The sequence below is a fragment of the Stenotrophomonas sp. 10L48 genome (genome assembly GCF_056395105.1).
In genome coordinates this window covers 275,888-296,151 of sequence record NZ_JBFTIX010000004.1, presented here as the reverse complement: position 1 = coordinate 296,151, position 20,264 = coordinate 275,888, and the positions used below count along the sequence as shown (strand labels likewise).

The window sequence follows — 20,264 nt, the reverse complement described above, 5'->3', positions numbered from 1 at the left end:
CGGAAAGGTCAGTCATGGGAGATACGGTTGCGCAGCAGGATGCCGCGCGCAGAGAGGCTGACCAGCAGCACGAACACGGTCAGCACCAGCGCGCCGGCCCAGGCCAGCACCTGCCAGGATTCGTACGGGCTGCCGGCGAACTGGTTCATCACCACCGGCACCGAGGCCATCGGCTGGAACACGTTGCTGTTCCAGTACTGGTTCCCGAAGGCGGTGAACAGCAGCGGTGCGGTCTCGCCGGAAATGCGGGCCAGCGCCAGCAGGATGCCGGTGATGATGCCGGCCGAGGCACTGCGGTACAGCACCTGCACGATCACCTTCCACTGCGGAATGCCCAGCGAAAGCGCGGCTTCGCGCATCTGCGAAGGCACCAGGCGCAGCATCTCGTCGGTGGTACGCACCACCACCGGCAGCACGATGAAGGCCAGCGACAGTGCACCGGCGAAGGCGGAGAAGCTGCCGCCGGTCTGCATCACGTACAGGGTGTAGACGAACAGGCCCAGCACGATGGACGGGGCCGACAGCAGGATGTCGTTGACGAAGCGGACCACGGTGCCGGCCTTGCGGGCGTTGCCGTACTCGGCCAGCCAGGTGCCGGCCAGCACACCCAGCGGGGTGCCGATGCCGATCGCCAGCGCACACATCACCGCACTGCCGAAGAAGGCGTTGGCCAGGCCGCCTTCCTGCATCGGCGGCGGTGTCATCTTGGTGAACAGATCCAGGTTGATGCCGGCCAGGCCCTTGGAGGCCAGGGTGAACAGGATCCAGCCGAGGAAGAACAGGCCGAACAGCGCGGTGGCGCAGGACATCGCGATGGCGATGACATTGCCGATGCGGCGGCGCAGGTACAGGGAGTCAGCGGTGCTGGACATCAGTTGCCCTCCTTGCGGGACAGGCGCATCAGCATCAGGCGGGCGATGGCGAGCACCACGAAGGTGACGATGAAGAGGACGAAGCCGAGCAGCAGCAACGCCGAGCGGTAGGTTTCAGTGGCTTCGCCGAAGTCGTTGGCGATCAGTGCGGCGATGGTGGTGCCCGGTTCCAGCAGCGACGGCGACAGGCGCACGCTGTTGCCGATCACGAAGGCCACCGCCATCGTCTCGCCCAGTGCGCGGCCGAGGCCGAGGAACACGCCACCGATCACCGCCGAGCGGGTGTAGGGCAGCACGATGTCCCAGCTCACTTCCCACTTGGTGGAGCCCAGCGCGTAGGCCGATTCCTTCAGGCGGGTCGGCACGGTCAGGAACACTTCGCGCATCACCGAGGAGATGAACGGGATGACCATGATCGCCAGCACGAAGCCGGCGGTGAGCATGCCGATGCCCAGCGGCGGGCCCTGGAACACCGGGCCGATGATCGGCCATTCGCCCAGGGTTTCGTTGAGGAACGGGGTGACGTACTCGGTCATCACCGGCACCAGCACGAACAGGCCCCACATGCCGTAGATGATCGAGGGAATGCCCGCCAGCAGTTCGATGGCGGTACCGACCGGACCACGCAGCCAGCGCGGTGCCACTTCGGTGAGGAAGAAGGCGATGCCGAAGCTGACCGGCACGGCGATGACCATCGCGATCAGCGCGGTGACCAGGGTGCCGTAGATCGGGGCGAGGGCGCCGAACTTGTTTTCGACCGGATTCCAGTCGGAGGAGAAGAAGAAGCTCAGGCCCTGCATCTGCAGGGCGTGGCGACCACCCCACAGCATCGACAGTGCGGCGCAGGCCAGCGCGATCAGGACGAAGATGACGGTGCCGACCAGCACCCATCGGAACAGTTTGTCGTTGCGGGCATCACGCGTATCACGCGTGGACGGGGCGGCTACAGGCTGGGCGATGGCATTCATGGGGACGGCAGGGCCAGGAAGGGGCGGGGCAGCACGATGTGCAGGAGACGGTGCCCGCACGTGGCGGGCACCGTCGGGTCCATCACTTCAGTTCGGTCGCCCAGTAGGCTTCGATCTGCTTGACCAGCTCGGCCGGCAGCGGCACGTAGTGCAGTTCGTTGGCCTGGGTCTGGCCGCTTTCGAAGGCCCACTTGAAGAAGGCCAGCGCATCCTGGTTGCGCTTGGCATCCTTCGGCTTCTTCTGCATCAGCATGAAGTTGGTGGCGGTGATCGGCCACGCCTGCTCGCCCGGGGCGTTGGTGATGACCAGGTTGAAGTCCTTGGCGCTGGCCCAGTCGGCGCTGGCGGCAGCGGCGGCGAAGGTTTCAGCGTTCGGCTGCACCCAGGTGCCGGCCGCGTTCTGCAGCGAGGTGTACGGCATCGCGTTCTGCAGGGCATAGGCCAGTTCGACGTAGCCGATCGAGCCCTTGATCTGCTTCACGTAGGAAGCAACGCCTTCATTGCCCTTGCCACCCACACCGTCCGGCCACTGCACCGAGGTGCCTTCGCCGACCTTGCTCTTCCACTCCGGGCTGACCTTGGACAGGTAGTTGGAGAAGTTGAAGGTGGTGCCCGAACCATCCGAACGGTGGACGATGGTGATCTTGCCGTCCGGCAGGGTCACGCCCGGGTTGGCGGCGACGATGGCCGGGTCGTTCCAGGTCTTGACCTTGCCCAGGAAGATGTCGGCGAGCAGGGCGCCACTGAGGCGCAGCTTGCCGGCTTCCAGGCCGTCGATGTTGACCACCGGCACCACGCCGCCGATGGCCGACGGGAACTGGGCCAGGCCGGCCTGGGCCAGCTCGTCGCTGCTCAGCGGCTTGTCGGACGAACCGAAATCAACGGTGCCGGCCTTGATCTGGGCGATGCCACCACCGGAACCGATCGACTGGTAGTTGATCTTCGCGCCGGTGGCGGTGTTGTAGTCGGCCGACCACTTGGACACCAGCGGGAAGATGAAGGAGGCGCCGGCACCGGAGACCTCAGCGGTCACCTTGTCGCCGGCAGCGGCCGGAGCAGCGGCGCCGTCAGCGGCCGGCTGCTGTGCGGCCTGCTTGTCGCCACCGCAGGCAGACAGGCCCAGGGCGATGGCCAGGGAAAGGGCGGCAAGGCTGGCCGAGTGCAGTTTCATGGTCACTCCATAGCGGGGTAGAGCCGACGGTGTCGGCGGATGCGGCTATGAAATGATGTTTTTGTTACAGCCGTATGACGTCCATGACAGAGGTGTCCTGGATCACGTTCTGGCAAGGGTTTCGCGGGATTCACGGTTGGCTGCCGGGTCGGCTGACAGCCCCAACTGCGCTTCTGCGCGGTCCCCAGCGCGGCGGAGGGCCGGGTAACCGTTGCCCCCGCTCCTGCCTTCCATGACCCCACCGCGCCCCGATGAACCATCAGGCGGCGATGGGCCGAGCCTACAAGGACGTACTTGCGGCCGTCCTGCGCAGCCCGGCCCATCGCCGCAGCAACTCATCAAGGGAAGCGCAGCGCCTTTCACGACCAACCCTACAAAGAAGAAGAGCGCCGGACCCCGAAGGATCCAGCGCCCGGTGGGGCCGGCGGGGGAGAGAGGACCCGCCGGCCCCGTTCCTGCGGGGGAACGCCTTGCAACGAACTCAGTACTTCAGGTTCTGCGTCCAGTAGGTCTCGATCTGGCGCACCAGCGCGTCCGGCAGCGGCACGTAGTCCAGCTGCTTGGCCTGCGCATCGCCATTCTTGTAGACCCAGCGGAAGAACTCCTGCGTGGCCTTGGCGCCCGCCACGTTCTTCGGCTGCTTGCGCACCAGGATGAAGTTGGTGGCGGTGATCGGCCACGCATCAGCGCCCGGGGCGTTGGTCATCACCAGGTAGAAGTCACGGGCGTTGGCCCAGTCGGCGCTGGCCGCAGCGGCCGAGAACGAGGCGTCCGACGGCTGCACGATCTTGCCGGCCGCATTCTTCATCGCCGCGTAGGACATCTTGTTCTGCAGCGCGTAGGACAGTTCGACATAGCCGATGCCGCCCTTGATCTGCTTCACGTAGGCAGCAACGCCTTCGTTGCCCTTGCCGCCGATGCCGGCCGGCCACTGTACCGAAGTGCCTTCACCGACCTTGCTCTTCCACTCCGGGCTGACCTTGGACAGGTAGTTGACGAAGTTGAAGGTGGTGCCCGAGCCGTCCGAACGATGAACGATCGTGATCTTGCCGCTGGGCAGGGTCAGGCCACTGTTGAGGGCGGCGATGGCCGGGTCGTTCCAGGTGGTGATCTTGCCCAGGAAGATGTTGGCCAGGGTCGGGCCGTCCAGCTTCAGCGCGCCGGGGGCGACGCCAGCAACGTTGATCACCGGCACCACGCCACCGATCACCGACGGGAACTGGGCCAGGCCGGCGGCAGCCAGCTCTTCCGGCTTCAGCGGCGCGTCGGACGAACCGAAGTCCACGGTCGCTGCCTTGATCTGGGCGATACCACCGCCGGAACCGATCGACTGGTAGTTGACCTTCTTGCCGGTAGCGGTGCTGTAGTCGGCCGACCACTTGGACATCACCGGGTAGATGAACGAGGCGCCCGCGCCGGTGACATCGGCGGCGTTGGCGGCGAACACGGACGACGCGGCCAGAATGGCGACGGCGGCGCGCGACTTGAAGGCGTGGATCACGGGAGAGACTCCTGGGGTGGTCGAGGGGCGGCTGCCCGACGTTTCGGTGCACATTCCATAACGGTTCCATGACACGCCCGCGTCTGTCATATGACGCGAACGTGACAGCCGTCATGGCGGTGCCCAAGCCCGCCCTTCAGAGCCCGCGCAGCGCCTCCGGAACGGCATAGCGACCGTCGCGGGGCTGCAGTGTCCAGCGCTGTACGGGTGCCGTCGTGTCGGTGGCATGGCAGTCGTCACCGGTGGCGACGCTGATCGTATCGGTGCGTTTTTCGCGCACCACGATCGGCGCCAGGCCAGCGGCATTGGCACTGCCCATCTCCAGCGTGCGCTCGAAGCGGCTGAACTCGCCGGCGCAACGCGTATCCCATTCGCCGCGACTGCCACTGACGGCCAGCGGGGCAAGCACCCGGCGCAGCTGCCGGCCCTCGCGTACGAACAACTGCAGTTCGGTCTGCGCGAACGGGTTGGGTCCTGAGCTGCCGCTGTAGTCCATGCGCACGCCGAACGCGCGGGTGGCGGGGTCCAACTGCCAGCGTGCTGTGTCCAGGCGCAGGCCGGTAAAGCGCAGCGCATCACTGCTGACCGCATCGGCCACGCGGGTCCAGGCCAGCGGCTGGCCACTGGCGGTATCGATCAGCAGCAGGTCCAGGTCGCCACCGCGCACGTCTTCCGAGGCGGGGGCGGTCCATTGGGCGACGGCCAGCAGGGTCGTGCCGGGCTGCGCGGGCCACGCGCGGCAGGCCGTGCTGTCCGCATCGGTGAAACGTGCCGTGACCGGCAGCGCGCCGGCCGGCAACTGCCGATACGCGGCCTCACGCACGGTATCCGCATCGTCACAGGCAAACGCAGTGGCGGGCAGGGCAGCGAGCAGGACACCGCAAAGCAGGCGGCGCAGGCGGAGCGAAGAAGGCATCCCGAAGGTCCTTGTCGACAGGGCAGGGCATCATCGCGCGGCCACCGCCTGCCCACAACGACGAAGGCACGGCCTGGGCCGTGCCTTCGTTCGAACGCGTGCTTCCGGTATTACCAGAAGAACTGCGCGCGGGCTTCCAGGATGTTCGGATCGTCGTTGACGAAGCCGCGGGCGGTCGAGCTGTACTTCTTGCTGTCGACCATCACGTAGTTGAGCATCAGCTTGAAGTTCGAGCGCCAGTACCAGTTCGCGCCGACAGTCCAAATGTCCATCTTGCCGCCGAGCACGCCATCGACGATCGGCGGACGGCCGGCCACCGGATTGGCGGCGAGGTTGCCGTCGTTCAGATCCATGTGGTCATAGCGCACGCCCAGCTGCCACTGGCCGCCGGCCGGGTTGTTCGGCAGGCCGGTGCCCGGGGTGCCGCCCTTGTAGCTCCAGCTTTCGCCGGTGACATTCCACACGCCGCTGACGTAGTAGCCGTCGGTGGTGTAGTTGTCATGGGCGTAACGCTTGGCCTTGCTGGTGTAGTACTCGGCCTGGGCCTTGAACGGGCCCTGGAAGTACATCGCCTCGGCGCCGATGGTGCTGACGCGGTCGGTGTCGGTCATGTTGCCGCCATCGACCAGGCGCGCGGTGGCCAGGTCGGCGTTCGGGCGGGCACGCACGCGCAGGGTGTCTGCGTCGGTGTCGTAGTCGACGTAGCTCAGGCCGAAGTGCAGGACCTGGCCCTTCTCGTTGATCGGGGCCCAGGTGCCACGCGCGCCGTAGCCGCTGCCGTGGGCCAGGTTGCGGGTCAGTTCGCGGCCGAAGGCGCTGGCGGTGACCGACCAGTTGTCCTGGCCGTAGCTGTAGGCACCGCCCAGGCGACGGGCGACAGCGTAGGTGTTGGTGACCGCAGCCTTGGAGATGAAGTCGTTGTTCTTGGTGCTGGACAGTTCTTCCAGGCTGTTGGGCTGCTTGAACTGGCCGACCTGGATGAAGTGGTTGGCGTTGCCCAGCAGCTTGTACTTCACGTTGGTGTCGAGGAACTTGTCGGCCTTGGCGTCGTAGCCCACGACCCATTCCACGTTGCCCGGGCCCTTGCCCTTCAGCACCAGCTCGGCGCGACGCAGTTCGAATTCGCTGTTCTTGCCGTTGCCGGCGTCACCGCCGTTGAGGTCCACGACGTCATTGTCGTACCAGTTGCCGTCGGCCTGGACCAGGCCTTCGAAGGTGATTTCCGAACCGCCGATCACATCGATGGCGACTTCGGCGTGGGCGGCCGGCACGTACAGCGCAGCAGCCACGGCGATCGTCAGGAGCTGGTGATGCAGTTTCATGGAGAGGAGCCTTGCAGGCAGGTGGGAAGATGCGCGCAGGCTAAAACGTGAAGATTGCGTAAATGTGACAGTTCGCGCACGGCGGCGATCCGCCGCAGGCCCCGTCACGGCTGGGCCTGCCATTGAAACCGGTTACGTATGACGCGCGGATTGCGCCCCGGTTGCAGTAGAGCCACGCCATGCGTGGATGGATTTTCCAGCCAATCCACGCCATGCGTGGATGGCGCCGTCACTCCGCGGGGGTCTTGTCCTTGAACCGGCACAGGTCGGCAATCACGCAGCCCGGGCAATCCGGTTTGCGCGCTTTGCACACGTACCGGCCGTGCAGGATCAGCCAGTGGTGCGCGTCGAGCAGGAACTCGGCGGGAATCGCTTTGACCAGTCGATCTTCAACCTCGCGCACGTTCTTTCCGGGCGCAAGTCCAGTGCGGTTGGCGACACGGAAGATGTGCGTGTCCACCGCCATCACCGGTTCGCCGAAGGCGGTGTTGAGCACCACGTTGGCGGTCTTGCGGCCGACACCGGGCAGGGCTTCCAGTGCGTCGCGATCGCGTGGCACTTCGCCACCGTGCTTCTCAAGAAGCAGCGCGCAGGTGGCGATCACGTTCTTCGCCTTGGCGTTGAACAGACCGATGGTGGCGATGTACTTCTTCAGTCCCTCTTCGCCCAGCGCGAGGATCTTCGCCGGCGTGTTGGCAACCGGGAACAGGCGTCGGGTGGCCTTGTTGACGCCGACGTCGGTGGCCTGTGCAGACAGCGCGACCGCCACCAGCAGTTCGAACGGCGAGCTGTATTCCAGCTCGGTCTTCGGATGCGGATTGAGCTCGCGCAGGCGGGTGAACATTTCCACCACGTCGGCACGCGGCATCGTACCGCCGCGGCGCGCAGGTGCGCGCGCGGTCTTCTTCGCGGTCGCCATTACTGCTCCTTGCCGGCGGCGCGGGCCTTGGCCCGGGCGAGGATGGCGGCCGCGGCGGCAGGCAGGGCGGGTTTGACGTCCGGTGCCGGCGCGGGCGTCCGGCGCGCATCACGCTCGGCCTCGCGGCGGGCCAGGCGCACGGCGCGTGCGCGGAAGCGTTCGCGCGCCGCCCATGCACGCTGCAGTTGCAACTGCATCTGGCACAGGCGGTCGGGCAGGTCCGGATGATCGGGCAGCAGCCGCTCATCGCCAGCGCGCACGACGTAGTCCATCAGTCCAGCCTGCAGCGCACCATCGGGATCGTCTGCCTGGACCCGGGCGAACAGCAGCACGGGGTTGGGTCGGGATGCCATGGCGTCAGCGGTTCTGGAAGGCGGGGGGGCGGCGCTGCAGGAAGGCGCTGGTGCCTTCGCGCATGTCCTCGGTGGCAAACAGCAGGCCGAACTGCGCACTTTCGTATTCCAGGCCGGCTTCCAGGCTGCATTCGCCGCCCACGTGTACCGCGTCGAGCAGGCCACGCAGCGCCAGCGGCGCCGACTGTGCCAGCTGCCGGGCCAGGGCCTGCACGCGGGCATCGAGCTCGGCGGCGGGCACCACTTCGTTGACGATGCCCAGGGCCAGTGCGCGCGCGGCGTCGATCGGGGTGCCCAGCAGGCACAGTTCCAGCGTGGCCGCGCGACCACACAGGCGCAGCAGGCGCTGGCTGCCGCCGAAGCCGGGAATCAGGCCGAGATTGATCTCCGGCTGGCCGACCTTGGCCGAATCAGCGGCGATGCGCAGATGGCAGGCCATGGCCAGTTCCAGCCCGCCGCCCAGCGCAAATCCGTTCACCCGGGCGATCACCGGCTTGGGCATGCGTTCGATGCGGCGCATCAGGGCCTGGCCGAGCAGGGAGAAATCACGTCCCTGAACCGCGCTCAAGGTGTTCATTTCCGCGATGTCGGCCCCGGCCACGAACGCCTTGGGGCCAGCCCCGGTCAGCACCACCACCCGTACCGCCGGGTCGGCGGCGGCGTCGCCAAACGCCTCGGCCAGCGCCTGCAGGGTGGCGGCATTGAGGGCGTTGAGCTTGTCCGGACGTTGCACGGTAATGGTGCGGACGGCGCCATCATCGCTGACGTCGACCGGGTGGGGAGCGGGGGCCTCGACCACGGGAAACTCCTGGAACGTTAAAAAAAAGTGAGATTGAACTCTGTAAACGCAGACAGGTCATAGCCTGCGTGGTGAGTAGCGGTTACACGTTGTGGCCGTTATCCTAACCCGTCGCCTCAGGGCGGCGCAGAACGTCCCTGAGTTACCACCCCTGGAGAACTGTTTGATGAAGTTGCGTTCTATCGCGGTCGCCGTCGCGGCCCTGGCCCTGACGGGCAATGCCTTCGCCCAGGACATCGCGTCCGAGAAGGGCAAGCTGAGCTACTACTTCGGTTACGACTACGGCAACAACCTGGCGGAGCTGACCGGTCGCGGTGAGCAGCTGGACATCAACTCGGTGGTGAAGGGCCTTCAGGACGCCTACGCCAAGAAGCAGCCGGCCATTACCGCCGAGCAGCTGAAGCCGGCCGTTGAAGCGTTCCAGAAGCGCGAGCAGGGCCGTGCCCAGGCCGCCAAGGCCGAGTACGAAAAGGCTGCTGCCGAAAACAAGACCAAGAGCGATCAGTTCATGGCGCAGAACAAGGCAAAGGCGGGCGTGCAGACCCTGCCGAGCGGCGTTCAGTACCGTGTGATCGAAGCCGGCAAGGGTGCCAAGCCGACCCAGGCCAGCACCGTGCAGCTGGAAGTGGCCGGTCCGTTCCCGTACGGCCAGCGCCCGACCGAAGCCCGCCCGGCCCAGCAGATTCCGTCGATCAAGGTCAGCGAAGTCGAAATGAAGGCCATGCGTGAGACCCTGCTGCAGATGCCGGCAGGCTCGAAGTGGGAAGTCTCGCTGCCGCCGGATCAGGCCTACGGCGCCGACCCGCGCACCCCGTTCCCGCCGAACGTGGCTGTGCAGTTCGAGATCAAGCTGATCAGCGTCAAGTAAGAAGAAACAGCGTCAACATCAACGCGCCGGTGAATCCACCGGCGCGTTTTTGTTTCTGCACCACGCTGCAGCTGTGCGGGGCCCATCCCAAATTCAGCCCATTCGCGCTACTGTTGACCGGTGCAAATAATGGAAGAAACGGCGCGTGCTGTCGCAAGCCCCTGCATCAACGTCTGCAAGCTGGATCGCAACCGGCTCTGCGCCGGGTGCGGGCGGCATATCGACGAAATCGCACGGTGGTCGTCGATGAGCGACAGCGAACGCGGCCACATCCTGCAGCGTGTGCTGCCCCTGCGCCAACAGCTGCAGCAGTCGCTGCGAGGGTCGTTGGCCGATCATGAGCGGCTGCTGCGCGCGCTGCATCCGCTGGCCGAACCGCCGGCAGGTGACGGCTGGAACCGCAGTGAACTGGATGACCTGCTGCCTCCGGGCCCACCGGTCGAGGCGGCGGTGTTGGCTGGCATCGTGCCGCGCGCCAACGGTGCGCAGGTGATCCTGACCCGGCGTACCGAAACCCTGCGGCAACATGGTGGCCAGGTTGGCTTCCCCGGTGGCCGTACCGAGCCCGATGATCGCGATGCGCTGGCTGCCGCACTGCGCGAAAGCCAGGAAGAAATCGCGTTGGCGCCGACACAGGTGCAGGCATTGGGATATCTCGATCCGTTCGTGACCATCACCGGCTACCGGGTGACCCCGGTGGTGGCAGTGATCGATCCGGATTTCGTGGCGGTCCCGCAGCCCAGCGAAGTGGCCGAGGTGTTCGAAGTGCCGCTGGACTATCTGATGGCCGCCGACAACCTGCGCCAGGTCGAAATCAACCATCGCGGCCGCGTCCGCCATGTCCTTGAATATGGCTGGCCCGGCCAGCGCATCTGGGGCGCCACCGCGGCCATCCTGTACAACCTGCGTCGCCGCCTGGAGCAAGTGCAATGAAGCCGATCGACCCGCCGTGGACCACCCTTGTCGATGTTGCGACCCTGGCTGCGGCCTTGGGCGATGGGGTACGCGTGGTCGATGCCCGCGCGACCGCAAGTACCGTGCGCGTGGTCGACGCGCGTGCATCGCTGGCCGACCCGCAGGCGGGCAACAGCCTCTACGCGCAGGGACACATTCCCGGCGCAGTGCATGCCGATCTCAACCGCGACCTGTCCGATCTGACGCGGGTGGGCCATGGCCGCCACCCGTTGCCCGACAGCGATGCGTTCGCCGCACGACTGGGGCAATGGGGCATCGGCACCGACACGCAGGTGGTGGTGTATGACGGCAGCGATGGCAGCATGGCCGCCGCGCGCCTGTGGTGGCTGCTGCGCCTGATCGGGCATGCGAACGTGGCCGTACTCGATGGCGGCATCGCCGCCTGGCAGGCCGCCGGCCAGCCGCTGGCGACCGGCAGCAGCCAGGTCATCGCGTTGCCCGCGTATCCGGGGCGCTTCGATGGCAGCCAGGTTGCCAGCGCGGACGAGATCGAATCACGCCTCAAGCATGCGCCGGGCTGGCTGGTCGATGCCCGCGCGGGCGAGCGGTTCCGCGGTGAGGTGGAGCCGCTGGACCCGGTCGCCGGCCATGTGCCGGGCGCGGTCAATCGCCCGTTCGCGTTGAACGTGCTGGACGGCCGCCTGCGCGATGCACAGGAACTGCGTGCCGAACTGCAGGGCGTGATCGGCAACCAGGACCCGCAACGCGTGGTGCTGATGTGCGGTTCGGGCGTGACCGCCTGCCACCTGCTGCTGGCGATGGAAAGCGCGGGCCTGTCCGGCGCACGCATCTACGCGGACTCATGGAGTGGCTGGGTCAGCGACAGCAGCCGCCCGGTCGCCACCGGCGCCTGAGCAAAGCGGGTTGGTCGATTTGACGTTCATCCACGCATGGCGTGGATCCACGTGTCGACCAAGGTCGACACCTACCAACAGCCGCGGGACCCACCCCGCCATCCCACCGAATGCCAGCTTTTGACGTTGACGTTGACGTTGCCTGTGCGGGTGCAGGGCGCAGCCCTGCCGGCGCTTACTCCAACCCCTGCAACGGCACCTTCGCCAGCACCCGCGCCCACGGGAACAACGGGCCCGGATCACGCTTGCGCGCCACGGTCACCGCCGGGTCATCACTGGCCGGCACCTGCTCCAGGTCCAACTGGTCATGTCCGGCAATCCGCCGCAGCGACGGGTAACGAGCCACCAGTGCCTGCAGCAACCGTTCCAGCGCCAGCAGCTGCGCTTCGGTGTACGGCTCGTCCATCGCCTGGTGGCGGCTGTCGAGCCAGTGCGGGTAGCGCCCCGAATTGACCAGTTCGATGCCCACGGTATCGGCATTCATGCCGCGCACGTGGTGGGCGATGCGCTCCGGCGCCACGTACTGCACCACGCTGCCGTCGCGGTCGATGTAGAAATGCCCGCTGTTGCCGGCGCCGCTGTCGTACAGCACGCGCTCGCCGTACTCCCGGGCGGTCGCCAGGTCGGGCAGTTCGGTGCAGTGGATCACCACCATTGCCAGGCTGGATGGATCGCGCAGTGGCAGGCGGTCGTGGTAGGGCAACGGCTGCAGCTGCAGGCCGGGCAGGAGCGGTTTGGGCATGCGGCGATGCTAGCATTGCCGGATGAAACTGCCTTCCCTTCTGCTGTCGATCCGCTCCGTGGGAGCGCACGCATGAGCCGCGGTCACTGCATCCTGTCCCACGGCTTCGAGAGCGGCCCGGAGGCGACCAAGGTCACCGCGCTGGCCGAAGTCGCCGAGCGACTGGGCTGGACCCATGAGCGCCCCGATTACACCGACCTGGACGCGATGAGCCAGGTCAGCCGCGTTGGCGATGTGCGCACCCGCCTGCAACGCCTGATCGAGCGCACGGCCGCTGCCGCTGCGCAGGGGCCGGTGGTGCTGGCCGGCTCCAGCCTGGGCGCCTACATCTCCGCCATCGCCTCGCTGCAGGTGCCGGTGGCCGGCCTGTTCCTGATGGTGCCGCCCACCACCATGGGCCCGATGCCGGCGCTGGATGCCGCGCCGGTGCCGACCACGGTGGTGCAGGCCTGGCATGACGAGGTGGTGCCGGCCGCCGGAGTCATCGCCTGGGCGCAGGCGCGCTCGGCGCAGCTGCTGCTGGTGGACGATGGCCATCGCCTGGAGCACCACGTGGAAGCCTCTGCGCAGGCCTTCGAGCGCCTGCTGCGGCAGCTGTGAAGCCCGGGCGCACGGCGCGCCCGCCCGCATTGACTACAATGGCAGCCCCGCCGCCCCCGGCGCGGGCCTGCCGGCCGTGTCCACGGCCCTCCCTTCCGAATGGCCCGGCCCCCTGCCGTGCCTGACCACCTGCGAACCGATCCCGTGAAATTTTTTGTCTCCTGCGCCAAGGGCCTGGAATACCTGCTTGCCGATGAGCTGTCGGCCCTGGGCCTGGAAAAGGCCACTGCCACCATCGCCGGCGTCAACGCCGATGGCGAACTGGAGCAGGCGCTGCGGATCGTGATGTGGTCGCGGCTGGCCAGCCGCGTGCTGTGGCCGATCGACGAATTCGAATGCCCGGACGAGCAGGCGCTGTACGACGGCGTGCGTGCGCTGCCGTGGCACGAACACATCAAGCCGGAGATGACCCTGGCGGTGGACGCGCATGTGTCCGGCGACAAGATCACCCATGCCCGTTTCGCCGCGCAGCGGATCAAGGACGCCATCGTCGACCGCATGCGTGACGAAGGGCTGGAGCGCCCTTCGGTCAACACCGACCTGCCGGACGTGCGCGTCAACCTGTCGCTGCGCAAGGGCCGCGCCTCGCTGTCGATCGACCTCGGCGGCGGCCCGCTGCATCGCCGCGGCTGGCGCGGTGCGGCGCATGACGCGCCGTTGAAGGAAAACCTGGCTGCCGCGCTGCTGATGCGCGCGCAGTGGCCGCGCCTGCACGCTGCCGGTGGCGGCCTTCTGGACCCGATGTGCGGCAGCGGCACCCTGCTGATCGAAGGCGCGCTGATGGCGGCCGATGTCGCCCCCGGCCTGATGCGCCATGGCAGCCTGCCGCCGAGCCGCTGGCTGGGCTTCGACAAGGCTGCCTGGAAAACCATCCAGAGCGAAGCGCGTGATCGCGAAGCGGCCGGCCTTGCCGCGCTGAAGCCGGTCATCCACGGCAGCGACATCGACCCGGTGGCGATACAGGCCGCGCGCGAGAACGCCGAAGTTGCCGGCGTCGCCCATGCCATCCGCTTCACCCGCGCCGATGTGGCTGACCTGCCCACCCCGGAGCAGGAGATCGGCGCGGTGGTCTGCAACCCGCCGTATGACGAGCGCCTGGCCGCCGATCCGGCGCTGTACCGCAAGCTGGGCAATGCCCTGCAGAAGGCCGTGCCGCAGTGGCGCGCCAGCCTGCTGTGCGGCAATGACGAACTGGCCTTCGCCACCGGCCTGCGTGCGGGCAAGAAGTACCAGATGTTCAATGGTGCGCTGGAATGCGCACTGATCGTCTGCGATCCGATCGCGGTGCCGGGCCGCGACCCGGCACAGGTGCGCGAGCTGAGCGAAGGCGCGCAGATGGTGGCCAACCGCCTGCGCAAGAACCTGAAGAAGTTCAAGAGCTGGCGCGCGCGCGAAGGCATCACCTGTTTCCGTGCCTACGATGCCGATCTGCCGGAATACGCAGCGGCCATCGACGTGTACGAGGAAGATGGCGGCCAGCGCCGCACGTTCCTGCATGTACAGGAATACGCTGCACCCGCTGCGATTCCCGAGAACGACGTGCGCCGCCGCCGCAATGAATTGCTGGCCGCTGCGCGCGAGGTGTTCGGCGTCCCGCCGGAACAGGTATCGATGAAATCGCGTGAACGTGGCAAGGGCGGCAGCAAGTACGGCCGTTTCGAGCAGCGCGAGGAGTTCCTCGTGGTGCGCGAGAACAACGCGCTGCTGCAGGTGAACCTGTTCGATTACCTGGATACCGGCCTGTTCCTCGACCATCGCCCGCTGCGCCGGCTGATGGCCGAGCAGGCGCGCGGCAAACGCTTCCTCAACCTGTTCTGCTACACCGGCGTGGCCAGCGTGCAGGCGGCGGTGGCCGGTGCGGCCAGCACCACCAGCGTCGACCTGTCGGCCACCTACCTGCAGTGGTGCTACGACAACCTGGCCTTGAACGGGCAGGGCGGCAATCAGCACCTGCTGGTGCAGGCCGATGCGATGGCCTGGCTGGAAGGCGATCGCGGCCAGTACGACGTGATCTTCTGCGACCCGCCGACGTTCTCCAACTCGGCCCGCGCCGAGGACTTCGACGTACAGCGCGAGCAGGTGAAGATGCTGCGTGCGGCCGTCGCGCGACTGGCGCCGGGTGGCGTGCTGTACTTCTCCAACAACTTCCGCCGCTTCAAGCTGGAAGAGAACGCCATCGCCGAATTCGCCCAGTGCCGCGAGATCAGCGCCAGCACCATCGGCCCGGATTTCGAGCGCAATGCGCGCATCCATCGTGCGTGGGAGCTGAAGCGCCTGGCGTGACGCGTCGCCGGGCATGGCCCGGCGCTACCCACGTGCGCGCAGAACGGTAGCGCCGGGCCATGCCCGGCGAGCGTGGGTCCGGTAGATCCACGCCATGCGTGGATGCGGTCCACCGCACGGGTTACAACAGCGCCACCACCAGCCCGATCACCGGCAACGCGATCGCCAGCGGCGCGATCCATTTCGGCCGGTAGGGGTACAGCGCGAACGCCAGCACGATTCCACCCAGGGTGAGCTCGCCGAGCCACAGCACCGGGCCCATCGCCCAGCCGTGGTCGACCACGCACAGTGCGAAAGCCACCGTCAGCAGCACCCAGCCCAGCACCCGCCATTGCGTGCGCCGTGCCGGTGATGCCGCGGATTTGCCGTGCAGTTCCTGCTGATGCTTTTCCATCGCCAGCGACAGCGCGGTGAACGCTGTGAACGACAACCCCAGTACCAGCAGCATCATGCGCTGGCCTCCGCTTCCACTGCATCGGCCGGTGCCTTTGTCGCTGCAGCGGCCGCCGCGCGTTTCTTCTTCTCGGCGGCAGTCAGCGGCGGCGTCCAGCGTTGCATGCGCCAGCCGCACAGGGCCAGCATGACGCCGAAGGCGATCATCGACAGGTCGAAACCGGCCAATGCCCAGTCACCGTTGAACAGCGTCACGCCCAGGTGCGCGTGGGTGGTCAATGCGTTGACCACCGGAATCAGCGCGAACGCGGCCGCGCCGATGTACAGCTGCCACGCCCACATCATCCGCTTGGGCCAGATGAAGGCTGCCAGCAGCGAGGCGCCCCACGCGTAGAAGAACACGTTCGCTTCGGCGTTGGAGCGCTCGGCCAAGCCCAGCGGCAGCAGGCGGTTGCCCCAGAAATAGGCGGCGAAGGCGATCGGCAGACCGGCCACGGCGCCGATGTTCAGTGCATCGACCAGGCGCAGGCCGAAGCCGGTGCGACCGCTCTTGGCATGCTTCGGCCGCTCCTTCACCGCCCACAGCACCACGCCGCTGGCCACCATCAGGCAGCCGGTCAGGCCGGACAGGAAGAACAACGCGCGCAGGCCCCAATCGGCAAAGCGGGCCAGGTGCAGGCCATACAGCACGCCACGGGTGGCGGTGGCGCCACCGGAAGGCGGCGTTTCCTGCAGCAGCGCGCCAGTGACCATGTCATAGCGCAGCGCCGGGGTATCGATGGACAGGCGTTTGCCATCGCGCTGGCGGATGTCGATCACCGCATTGGCGGCACCGGGATTGGCAACGCTGAAACCGGCGACCTCGGTGCCGTGCCAATGCGTGCGGGCACTGTCCAGCAGCTGCCGCAGCGGCAGGGGGGCAGCCTTGCCTTCGGCGGGCGCGGTGACCTCGGGCAGGCCACCAAAGGCCTCCGCGTAGAACGCATCCTGGTCGGTGCCGTAGGCCACGTTCACTCCCCACGGCAGGTACATGATCATCAACGTGACGATGCCGGTGTAGGTGATCATCGCGTGGTAAGGCAGGGCCATCACCGCGCTGACGTTGTGGAAGTCCAGCCAGGAGCGCAGGCCCTTGTCCTTCCGGAAGGTGAAGAAGTCCTTGAAGATCTTCTTGTGGGTGATCACGCCGGTGATGATGGCCACCAGCATGAACATCGCGCAGAAGCCCACCAGGTAGCGCGCCCACAGCACGGGAATGTAGTGCAGGTCGAAATGCAGGCGGTAGAAGAAGTCGCCGCCACGGGTCTCGCGGGCCTTCAGCTCGGTGCCGGTGTTCGGGTCCAGGGTGGCATCACCGAAGGCGCCGCGTCGGCCCTTGCTGGGGTCGGCCAGCTCGGCCGGCAACCGCCAGAACATCTGCATGGCCGGATTGCGTGGCTGCGGCAGGGTGACGAACCAGCTCTCGGCCTGTGGTGCGTTGGCCAGCAGGTAGTCGGCCGCGCGCTGCGCCGCTTCGTCGGTGCTTACCGTGCTGCGCGGCAGCTCCGGGCGCATCCAGCGGCTGATTTCCTCGCGGTAGTAGCTGGCGGTGCCGGCCATGAAGATCAGCAGCAGCAGCCAGCCGACCAGCAGGCCGGTCCAGGTATGCAGCCAGGCCATGGATTGGCGGAATCCATTCTTCATGCCCACGCTCCCAGCAGGCGCGAAATGCCGGCCAACAGCAGGGTGGGGGCAAGAATGCCGACCCAGGCACGCAGCGCACTGCGCGTGGCGAACGCCCACAGCGCGGCGCAGGCGGCGACCAGGATCGCCAGCAGCATGCCGGTCAGCACGGCCTGGCCGCGCGCGCCCGGCAGCGCCAGCGCACAGAACACCGTGGTCATCGAGGCAAGCGCGTAGCCGCCGAAGATGGCGGCAAGGGATCGGGACAGCACGCCCCATCGCGGGTTGGCGAAGAAGGTGCTGAGGCGGGGGCTGGCGGTTGCGGGCGAGCGGTCCACGGCGGTCCTGCAGGTTGAATGAAGAGAAGGCCGGCGCACCGAAGCACGCCAGGGTTGGCCATCCGTGGCCGGGTGCCGGTCGCAGAACCGGCACCATCCATCAGGTCATCAGAGTTTCCAGCGCAGCGTCACGCTGACGTTGCGGGGTTCGCCCCAGTACACGCCCTGGTAGAAGCCGACGTTGTTGTAGTACTTCTTGTCCAGCAGGTTGCTGATGTTGAGCTGGGCGCTGAAGTTCTCGTTGAAGCGGTAGCCACCGGCCAGGTTCAGCAGGTAGAACGCGTCCTGGGTGATGCGCGCACTTTCGGTGCGGCCGGTGGTCAGGTAGTCGGCCGTCGGCTTGGTGCTGTTGTTCCAGATGCGGCTCTGCCAGGTCACGCCACCGCCCAGCCAGAAGCGGCCTTCGATGCCGCCCGGCCGCCAGCTGGTGTTGAGGCGGAAGGTTTCCTGCGGGGTGGTGGTCCGTTGCAGCACACCCGCGGCGTTGCGGATCCGGGTACGGGCGAAACCGGCCGAGATGTTCCACTGCTCGCCGATGCTGCCCTGGGTTTCCAGTTCCCAACCCTTCACCTTGTTGCCCTTGCCGGTCGAGCGATAGGCCTGGCCGCCATCGGGCAGCGAGTTCAGCGGCACCGAATCATCGATCTCGGCCACGTTGTCCTGCTTGCCTTCAAACACGGCGGCCGAGGCGTTCAGCAGGCCACCGAAGAATTCAGCCTTGACGCCCGCCTCGTACATGTCGCCGACCACCGGCTCAAGGTAGTTGCCGTTGCGGTCGCGGTAGTTCTGCGGCTTGAAGATGTCGGTGTAGCTGACATAACCGCTGAACATCGAATTGAAGTCGTAGACCAGGCCGGCGTACGGGGTCAGCGTGTCGTCGGGCTTGTAGCCGGTGCGGGTGGTGCGGTTGCGGTTGCCGTTGGCGTCGTAGCCGTAGCCCCACTGTCGGGTTTCCCAGCTGCCATAGCGGGCGCCGACCACGGCCAGCAGCGGGTCGGCCAGGCGCAGGCGCGCGGCGATGTAGGCGGCGCGCTGGCGCAGCTCGTTTTCCGAGGAAAGACGGCCGTAGCGTGTCACCGGCAGGACCGGCACCTTGCCGGTCCAGTTGCGCCAGTCGGGAACCTGCATGTAGCCCGGTGCGCTGGTGTCGAAGCTGGTCGCTTCGGATTCGCCCTTGCGCACGGACTGGCCCAGCCCGAACACCAGCTCATGCTCGCGGCCGAACAGCTGGAACGGGCCGCCGACGTTGACGTCGAACACGTCCATCGTGCTGTGTTCGTTGAAGTGCGAGACGTAGGCGGTGACGCCGGTGCCGTCCGCGCGCGGGTAGCCGGCTGCGCCGTACCAGACGCTGCCATCGGTATCACGCACGGCATGGCTGACGTTGCCCTTCAGCGACCAGCCGCTGCCCAGCTGCTGTTCGAGGCGGGCGAAGGTGGTCTTTTCAATGATCGGCCATTCGCTCCACGACGCCGACAGATTGGTCGAGCGCGGCAGGTTGGCCGGGTTGCCGTCAGCACCCCAGTAAGGCACCACGCCCCAAGTCACGCCCGTGGTGTGCGGTGACTGGTATTCATAGCCCAGCTCGAACAGGGTGCTGCCGGTCAAGTCGGCCTGGACGATGCCGTAGAACACGTCCTTGTCGAGCTTGTAGACATCGCGGAACGAATCGCTCTGCTGCTTGGCCGCGACCACGCGTGCGCGGATGCGCCCGTCCCACGCCACGGGACCGCCCAGGTCGGCTTCCAGGCGCTGGTTGCCCCAGCGCCCCACGGTCAGGTTGCTGCTCATCTGGAAGGTGTCGGTGGGGCGCTTGCGCACCATGCTGATGGTGCCGGACGGATCACCGGCGCCCGTGGTCAGGCCGGTGGCGCCGCGGATCACTTCGATGCGTTCGTAGATGACGTTGTCGGTGTTGGTCTTGATCGACCCACCGAAGGTGTTGAGCATCCCGTCGATCTGGAAGTTCTCGATCGTGTAGCCACGCGAAACATAGCTGATGCGCTCGCTGTCGGTGACCGACACGCTGACCCCGGTGACCTGGCCCATCACGTCGGACAACGAGAACAGCCCCATGTCATCCAGCCGTTGCCGGGTGATGACGGTGACCGACTGCGGCGTCTCGCGCAGCGACAGATCCAGCTTGGTCGCGCTGCGGGTGTTCTTCACCGTGTAGCCGTTTGCGATCTCGCCGTCAGCGGTCACCTTCACCGTGTCCAGCGTGCGCGCATCGGCAGCGAGCGGTGCATCGGCGTGGGCCAGCGGAGCGATCATCACAGCGGTCAGGGCCAGGGCCAGCAGGGTTGGGCGGGGAGTATTCAGGGGAGAAGCCATCGGTGCGATTCCATGCAGGACAAAAAACAGGCGATGGCAAACGCACCCATGGCAGCCATGCGCTCCGCGCACGTCACCCAGCGTGATTCCCATCGACGGCGCGCCACCTGCGGCAGGCAGGCGACCCAGTGGTCGGGGGATGTACACGGGCGAAGGGGCGGGTGGGCGCGTGCTTCCGTGCCCCGCTTGGCTAAGCGTACAACCGATCAGTAAATGATAGGCATTCGCATTTCGTTAAGCAAGTGTGACAGCCCCATTCGTCCCCCGAACATGTGGATCCAGGCAGATCGAGGGGAAACGGTCGAAGGCGGGGCGCTGTGGGTTTGCGGGGTGTGAGCCGCATGGATGCGGCGACCAAGCCCCCAGGGATGGGTTCACGGCGGCCCCGCAAACC

General features: G+C 66.9%; 19 protein-coding genes. 5 read left to right on the top strand and 14 right to left on the bottom strand.

The window, feature by feature from the left end:
- Positions 1 to 8: 8 nt before the first annotated feature.
- The 9 genes from pstA to AC1DCU_RS08765 form a co-directional block, all read right to left on the bottom strand.
- Positions 9 to 872, bottom strand: a complete 864-nt coding sequence (pstA, locus tag AC1DCU_RS08805) for a phosphate ABC transporter permease PstA (protein WP_032951813.1) — start codon at positions 870 to 872, stop codon at positions 9 to 11.
- Positions 872 to 1,840 carry a phosphate ABC transporter permease subunit PstC gene (gene pstC, locus AC1DCU_RS08800; RefSeq protein ID WP_025875378.1) on the bottom strand — a complete coding sequence of 323 codons (969 nt, stop codon included), beginning with the start codon at positions 1,838 to 1,840 and terminating at the stop codon, positions 872 to 874. The genes pstA and pstC overlap by 1 nt, the downstream gene beginning before the upstream one ends.
- A gap of 82 nt (positions 1,841 to 1,922) precedes the next feature.
- Positions 1,923 to 3,011, bottom strand: coding sequence for a phosphate ABC transporter substrate-binding protein PstS (pstS, locus tag AC1DCU_RS08795; RefSeq protein ID WP_025875376.1), 1,089 nt, complete (start codon positions 3,009 to 3,011; stop codon positions 1,923 to 1,925).
- 481 nt (positions 3,012 to 3,492) lie between these two features.
- Positions 3,493 to 4,512, bottom strand: a complete 1,020-nt coding sequence (pstS, locus tag AC1DCU_RS08790) for a phosphate ABC transporter substrate-binding protein PstS (RefSeq protein WP_025875374.1) — start codon at positions 4,510 to 4,512, stop codon at positions 3,493 to 3,495.
- A gap of 136 nt (positions 4,513 to 4,648) precedes the next feature.
- A complete protein-coding gene (locus AC1DCU_RS08785; RefSeq protein ID WP_442251039.1) occupies positions 4,649 to 5,428 on the bottom strand; it encodes a PA3715 family protein in 780 nt (259 codons plus the stop codon).
- 110 nt (positions 5,429 to 5,538) lie between these two features.
- Complete coding sequence (locus AC1DCU_RS08780) at positions 5,539 to 6,750, bottom strand: OprO/OprP family phosphate-selective porin (protein ID WP_025875370.1); 1,212 nt, start codon at positions 6,748 to 6,750, stop codon at positions 5,539 to 5,541.
- A gap of 229 nt (positions 6,751 to 6,979) precedes the next feature.
- Positions 6,980 to 7,669, bottom strand: a complete 690-nt coding sequence (gene nth, locus AC1DCU_RS08775; RefSeq protein WP_025875369.1) for an endonuclease III — start codon at positions 7,667 to 7,669, stop codon at positions 6,980 to 6,982.
- Positions 7,669 to 8,022, bottom strand: coding sequence for a hypothetical protein (locus tag AC1DCU_RS08770; protein WP_032975654.1), 354 nt, complete (start codon positions 8,020 to 8,022; stop codon positions 7,669 to 7,671). The genes nth and AC1DCU_RS08770 overlap by 1 nt, the downstream gene beginning before the upstream one ends.
- Positions 8,023 to 8,026: 4 nt before the next feature.
- The gene (locus tag AC1DCU_RS08765; protein WP_025875367.1) at positions 8,027 to 8,821 is read right to left on the bottom strand and encodes an enoyl-CoA hydratase/isomerase family protein; all 795 of its coding nucleotides are present in this window, start codon (positions 8,819 to 8,821) and stop codon (positions 8,027 to 8,029) included.
- 166 nt (positions 8,822 to 8,987) lie between these two features.
- Between AC1DCU_RS08765 and AC1DCU_RS08760 the strand changes: the two genes are divergently transcribed.
- The 3 genes from AC1DCU_RS08760 (at position 8,988) to AC1DCU_RS08750 (ending at position 11,518) form a co-directional block, all read left to right on the top strand.
- Positions 8,988 to 9,689, top strand: coding sequence for an FKBP-type peptidyl-prolyl cis-trans isomerase N-terminal domain-containing protein (locus tag AC1DCU_RS08760; RefSeq protein WP_025875366.1), 702 nt, complete (start codon positions 8,988 to 8,990; stop codon positions 9,687 to 9,689).
- 129 nt (positions 9,690 to 9,818) lie between these two features.
- Positions 9,819 to 10,622: a CoA pyrophosphatase gene (locus AC1DCU_RS08755; protein ID WP_032975658.1), complete on the top strand. Its 804-nt coding sequence runs from the start codon at positions 9,819 to 9,821 to the stop codon at positions 10,620 to 10,622.
- Positions 10,619 to 11,518, top strand: a complete 900-nt coding sequence (locus AC1DCU_RS08750; protein ID WP_032975659.1) for a sulfurtransferase — start codon at positions 10,619 to 10,621, stop codon at positions 11,516 to 11,518. The genes AC1DCU_RS08755 and AC1DCU_RS08750 overlap by 4 nt, the downstream gene beginning before the upstream one ends.
- Before the next feature lie 175 nt (positions 11,519 to 11,693).
- On the opposite strand, the gene AC1DCU_RS08745 is transcribed toward AC1DCU_RS08750, so the two are convergent.
- Positions 11,694 to 12,260: an N-acetylmuramoyl-L-alanine amidase gene (locus AC1DCU_RS08745; RefSeq protein WP_032975661.1), complete on the bottom strand. Its 567-nt coding sequence runs from the start codon at positions 12,258 to 12,260 to the stop codon at positions 11,694 to 11,696.
- Between the two features lie 72 nt (positions 12,261 to 12,332).
- On the opposite strand from AC1DCU_RS08745, the gene AC1DCU_RS08740 reads away from it, so the two are divergent.
- The gene (locus tag AC1DCU_RS08740; RefSeq protein WP_025875362.1) at positions 12,333 to 12,860 is read left to right on the top strand and encodes an alpha/beta hydrolase; all 528 of its coding nucleotides are present in this window, start codon (positions 12,333 to 12,335) and stop codon (positions 12,858 to 12,860) included.
- A 144-nt stretch (positions 12,861 to 13,004) separates the two neighbouring features.
- Positions 13,005 to 15,143 carry a bifunctional 23S rRNA (guanine(2069)-N(7))-methyltransferase RlmK/23S rRNA (guanine(2445)-N(2))-methyltransferase RlmL gene (gene rlmKL, locus AC1DCU_RS08735; RefSeq protein WP_025875361.1) on the top strand — a complete coding sequence of 713 codons (2,139 nt, stop codon included), beginning with the start codon at positions 13,005 to 13,007 and terminating at the stop codon, positions 15,141 to 15,143.
- Between the two features lie 121 nt (positions 15,144 to 15,264).
- Here rlmKL and AC1DCU_RS08730 read toward each other — a convergent pair whose 3' ends face one another.
- From AC1DCU_RS08730 to AC1DCU_RS08715, 4 genes are all read right to left on the bottom strand, one after another.
- Positions 15,265 to 15,594, bottom strand: a complete 330-nt coding sequence (locus AC1DCU_RS08730; protein ID WP_442251040.1) for a DUF3325 domain-containing protein — start codon at positions 15,592 to 15,594, stop codon at positions 15,265 to 15,267.
- The gene (locus tag AC1DCU_RS08725; RefSeq protein ID WP_032975663.1) at positions 15,591 to 17,219 is read right to left on the bottom strand and encodes a PepSY-associated TM helix domain-containing protein; all 1,629 of its coding nucleotides are present in this window, start codon (positions 17,217 to 17,219) and stop codon (positions 15,591 to 15,593) included. The genes AC1DCU_RS08730 and AC1DCU_RS08725 overlap by 4 nt, the downstream gene beginning before the upstream one ends.
- Entirely contained in the window at positions 17,216 to 17,536 is a 321-nt protein-coding gene (locus AC1DCU_RS08720) for a DUF3649 domain-containing protein (RefSeq protein ID WP_032975664.1), read from the bottom strand. Before AC1DCU_RS08720 ends, AC1DCU_RS08725 begins: the two co-directional genes overlap by 4 nt.
- Positions 17,537 to 17,644: 108 nt before the next feature.
- Complete coding sequence (locus AC1DCU_RS08715) at positions 17,645 to 19,870, bottom strand: TonB-dependent siderophore receptor (protein ID WP_032975665.1); 2,226 nt, start codon at positions 19,868 to 19,870, stop codon at positions 17,645 to 17,647.
- Positions 19,871 to 20,264: the final 394 nt, after the last annotated feature.

Bases quoted from the DNA above. Each gene is read 5' to 3' on its own strand.
- nth (WP_025875369.1), bottom strand. From the start codon at position 7,669: ATGGCGACCGCGAAGAAGACCGCGCGCGCACCTGCGCGCCGCGGCGGT.
- pstS (WP_025875376.1), bottom strand. From the start codon at position 3,011: ATGAAACTGCACTCGGCCAGCCTTGCCGCCCTTTCCCTGGCCATCGCC.
- AC1DCU_RS08750 (WP_032975659.1), top strand. From the start codon at position 10,619: ATGAAGCCGATCGACCCGCCGTGGACCACCCTTGTCGATGTTGCGACC.
- AC1DCU_RS08785 (WP_442251039.1), bottom strand. From the start codon at position 5,428: ATGCCTTCTTCGCTCCGCCTGCGCCGCCTGCTTTGCGGTGTCCTGCTC.
- pstA (WP_032951813.1), bottom strand. From the start codon at position 872: ATGTCCAGCACCGCTGACTCCCTGTACCTGCGCCGCCGCATCGGCAAT.
- AC1DCU_RS08770 (WP_032975654.1), bottom strand. From the start codon at position 8,022: ATGGCATCCCGACCCAACCCCGTGCTGCTGTTCGCCCGGGTCCAGGCA.
- AC1DCU_RS08755 (WP_032975658.1), top strand. From the start codon at position 9,819: ATGGAAGAAACGGCGCGTGCTGTCGCAAGCCCCTGCATCAACGTCTGC.
- AC1DCU_RS08745 (WP_032975661.1), bottom strand. From the start codon at position 12,260: ATGCCCAAACCGCTCCTGCCCGGCCTGCAGCTGCAGCCGTTGCCCTAC.
- AC1DCU_RS08725 (WP_032975663.1), bottom strand. From the start codon at position 17,219: ATGAAGAATGGATTCCGCCAATCCATGGCCTGGCTGCATACCTGGACC.
- AC1DCU_RS08780 (WP_025875370.1), bottom strand. From the start codon at position 6,750: ATGAAACTGCATCACCAGCTCCTGACGATCGCCGTGGCTGCTGCGCTG.
- AC1DCU_RS08740 (WP_025875362.1), top strand. From the start codon at position 12,333: ATGAGCCGCGGTCACTGCATCCTGTCCCACGGCTTCGAGAGCGGCCCG.
- AC1DCU_RS08760 (WP_025875366.1), top strand. From the start codon at position 8,988: ATGAAGTTGCGTTCTATCGCGGTCGCCGTCGCGGCCCTGGCCCTGACG.
- AC1DCU_RS08730 (WP_442251040.1), bottom strand. From the start codon at position 15,594: ATGATGCTGCTGGTACTGGGGTTGTCGTTCACAGCGTTCACCGCGCTG.
- pstC (WP_025875378.1), bottom strand. From the start codon at position 1,840: ATGAATGCCATCGCCCAGCCTGTAGCCGCCCCGTCCACGCGTGATACG.
- AC1DCU_RS08715 (WP_032975665.1), bottom strand. From the start codon at position 19,870: ATGGCTTCTCCCCTGAATACTCCCCGCCCAACCCTGCTGGCCCTGGCC.